A 2,722-nucleotide genomic window follows, 5' to 3' on the forward strand; every position below is an offset into this window, starting at 1 on the left:
ATCTTGATCAGTTCTCGGTCGGCTCCGTCGGCACCATGCTGGGAGCCGGCGTTGAGATCGGCGTGACGTGCAGGTGCGGCGCCATCGTGTTTGCGGGGCAGCTGTCCCCAACCTTCGTCCACGAGGTGTTGTTGAGCACCATGTCGCAGCGGGCCAGATGGCTCTGCTCGGCAACCGTCAGGCAGGCGACCTGGCCAAGCTGGTAGGATTTTCCATTGGCCAGGCATTCCTGGTCGGCAAGCGCCGCCGCAGGAGCGGCCATGGCAAATGCCAGGCCGATCGGACAAAGAGAAAATCGAATGGTCATGGGAACCCCAGCCGCCATGCTGGCCCGCAATGAACGGCGCGAAATGTGGCGATATGAGGGTTTAGCCGCTGTCAGGCCGGCTGCAGCGCGAGATCAATCGCCACCGGGACGTGATCGGACGGCTTTTCCCAGGCACGCACGTGCTTTTCGATCGAGGCCGATGAGAATCGGTTGGCGGCTTCCGGCGACAAAAGCAGGTGGTCGATGCGTATGCCATTGTTCTTCTGCCAGGCGCCGGCCTGATAGTCCCAGAACGTATAGGTATCGGGCGCGTCGGTGACCGCGCGGACAGCCTCGGTGAAACCAAGGTTGAGCAGCCGCCGGAAAGCTTGCCGCGTCTCTGGCTGGAACAGCGCGTCGCCCAGCCAGTTCTCCGGAAACCGCGCGTCGATCGGCTCGGGAATGACATTGTAGTCGCCGGCCAGTACCAAGGCCTCTTCAAGCCTGAGTCGCTCCTGCGCCCAGCGCTCCAGCCGCGCCATCCAGGAAAGCTTGAAGGGGAACTTCTTCTCGTCATCGATTGGATTGCCGTTCGGCAGATAGAGCGAGGCGACGCGCAGCGCGCCCTTGTCGGTCGAGAAAACGCCTTCGATGAAACGCGCCTGCTCGTCGGCATCATCGCCGGGCAGGCCTCTGATGACCTCGTCGAAGCGCAGTTTCGACAGGATGGCGACGCCGTTGAAACCCTTCTGGCCATGGGTTTCGACATTGTAGCCAAGCGCCTCGATTTCGGCGCGCGGGAATTGCTCGTCGACGGTCTTGATCTCCTGCAGGCAGACGATGTCGGGCGCGCTTTCGGTCAGCCAATGGGTCAGGTTGCCGATGCGGGCGCGGACGCCGTTGATGTTCCAGGTGACGATTTTCATGACGGTCTCGATGCTGTTCAGTTGGGCTCTTGCGGCGGATGGCGTTCGACCAGTCCGATCGTATTGCCAGCCGGGTCCTTTAGGAAGGCCATCCATTCGCTTTCCCCCGCTGGACCGAACTGGCCCTGGGTGTCGCGATGGACAAGCGTCGGCGGCGCGGTGAAGGGCATGCCCGCCGCGACCGCCGAGGCATGGAAGTCGTCAAGGCCCGATATGTCGAGATAGACGGTTCCGGCCGGTATGCCGTCGGTGAACAGCAGCCTGATATCGCCGGCCATGATGAAGGCGATGCCCGGCGGATCAAAGCGCGCGTGGACAGCCATACCGAGTACGTCGCGCCAGAAAGCCAGCGTGGCGTCGAGGTTGCGTCCGGCCGCCAGCGCGATCTGACGGACCGCGCCGATGGCAGGCATGGCTATATGGAGAAGCTCGTGCCACAGCCGCAGGAGGCGACTGCATTCGGGTTCCGGATCTGGAACGACTGGCCCATCAAATCGTCGACGAAGTCGATTACCGAGCCGCCCATATAGACCAGCGACAGATCGTCGATCAGCACCGTGGCGCCGTCCTTCTCGATGGCGACGTCATCGTCATTGCGAGTATCGACCAGGTCGAACTTGTAGGAGAAGCCCGAGCAACCGCCGCCTTCGACCGAAACGCGCAGCGCAGTCTTGCCGGCCTCGCCAGAGACAATCTTGGCGATCCGCTTGGCGGCGGCCTCGGTCATATCGACTTTCATGGCAGTCTTGGCATCAGCGCCCATGGGCGTCACCTTGCTTTCGGTTTCACATGATAGGTATGAAGCGCGAGGGGCCAAGTCAACTAGACCCAAATTATCTAGACCAAGTCAACTGCGGCAGCATCAGCCATGACCAATGAGTTGGGCGACATCGGATTCGGCTATCGGCCACGCGCTGCCTATGCCTGCGATCCGGCAAAGTCGCGCGGACGACTGTTCGACGAGGTGGAAAGCCCGACACGCACGCCGTTCCAGCGCGACCGTGACCGCATCATCCATTCGACGGCGTTCCGCCGGCTGAAACACAAGACGCAGGTCTTCATCGCGCATGAAGGCGACCATTACCGCACCCGGTTGACCCATTCGATCGAAGTGGCTCAGATCGCGCGCGCCCTGGCACGGGCGCTGCGTGGCGACGAGGATCTGGCCGAGGCGGTGGCACTGGTGCATGATTTCGGCCACACGCCCTTCGGCCACACCGGCGAGGACGCGCTGAACGAGAAGATGGCCGCCTGGGGCGGCTTTGACCACAACGCGCAATCGCTGCGCATCGTGACAAGGCTGGAGGCGCGCTACGCCGAATTCGACGGGCTCAATCTGACCTGGGAAACACTGGAAGGCCTGGTCAAGCACAATGGACCGCTGACGGATGCCAACGGCAAGGGTCTGAAAGGGCCGGTGCCGCAGGCGATCCGTGATTACTCTGAGCTGCATGATCTCGAACTGGACCGGTTTGCCGGCATCGAGGCGCAATGCGCGGCGATCGCCGACGATATCGCCTACAACACGCATGACATCGATGACGGGTTG

Annotated in this window: 5 protein-coding genes; 1 reads left to right on the forward strand and 4 read right to left on the reverse strand. The window is 62.3% G+C overall.

The window, feature by feature from the left end:
- Positions 1–7 precede the first annotated feature (7 nt).
- The 4 genes from EN935_RS30140 to erpA are packed head-to-tail and all read right to left on the reverse strand — an operon-like array spanning position 8 to position 1,936.
- On the reverse strand, positions 8–325 hold the full coding sequence (locus EN935_RS30140; RefSeq protein ID WP_164548680.1) for a hypothetical protein: 318 nt from the start codon (positions 323–325) through the stop codon (positions 8–10).
- Between the two features lie 53 nt (positions 326–378).
- Positions 379–1,173 carry an exodeoxyribonuclease III gene (xth, locus tag EN935_RS30145; RefSeq protein WP_109668844.1) on the reverse strand — a complete coding sequence of 265 codons (795 nt, stop codon included), beginning with the start codon at positions 1,171–1,173 and terminating at the stop codon, positions 379–381.
- A gap of 17 nt (positions 1,174–1,190) precedes the next feature.
- Positions 1,191–1,586 carry a VOC family protein gene (locus tag EN935_RS30150; protein ID WP_109668846.1) on the reverse strand — a complete coding sequence of 132 codons (396 nt, stop codon included), beginning with the start codon at positions 1,584–1,586 and terminating at the stop codon, positions 1,191–1,193.
- Between the two features lie 2 nt (positions 1,587–1,588).
- Positions 1,589–1,936, reverse strand: a complete 348-nt coding sequence (gene erpA, locus EN935_RS30155) for an iron-sulfur cluster insertion protein ErpA (RefSeq protein WP_031259639.1) — start codon at positions 1,934–1,936, stop codon at positions 1,589–1,591.
- A gap of 105 nt (positions 1,937–2,041) precedes the next feature.
- On the opposite strand from erpA, the gene EN935_RS30160 reads away from it, so the two are divergent.
- Positions 2,042–2,722: deoxyguanosinetriphosphate triphosphohydrolase (locus EN935_RS30160; protein WP_127373925.1), on the forward strand; the 681-nt coding region annotated here is incomplete at its 3' end.

It is taken from the genome of Mesorhizobium sp. M7D.F.Ca.US.004.03.1.1 (assembly GCF_003998635.1).
GTDB lineage: Bacteria > Pseudomonadota > Alphaproteobacteria > Rhizobiales > Rhizobiaceae > Mesorhizobium > Mesorhizobium loti.

Coding starts and splice junctions, on each gene's coding strand:
- EN935_RS30140 (WP_164548680.1), bottom strand. CDS start 325: ATGGCGGCTGGGGTTCCCATGACCATTCGATTTTCTCTTTGTCCGATC.
- EN935_RS30150 (WP_109668846.1), bottom strand. CDS start 1,586: ATGCCTGCCATCGGCGCGGTCCGTCAGATCGCGCTGGCGGCCGGACGC.
- xth (WP_109668844.1), bottom strand. CDS start 1,173: ATGAAAATCGTCACCTGGAACATCAACGGCGTCCGCGCCCGCATCGGC.
- erpA (WP_031259639.1), bottom strand. CDS start 1,936: ATGGGCGCTGATGCCAAGACTGCCATGAAAGTCGATATGACCGAGGCC.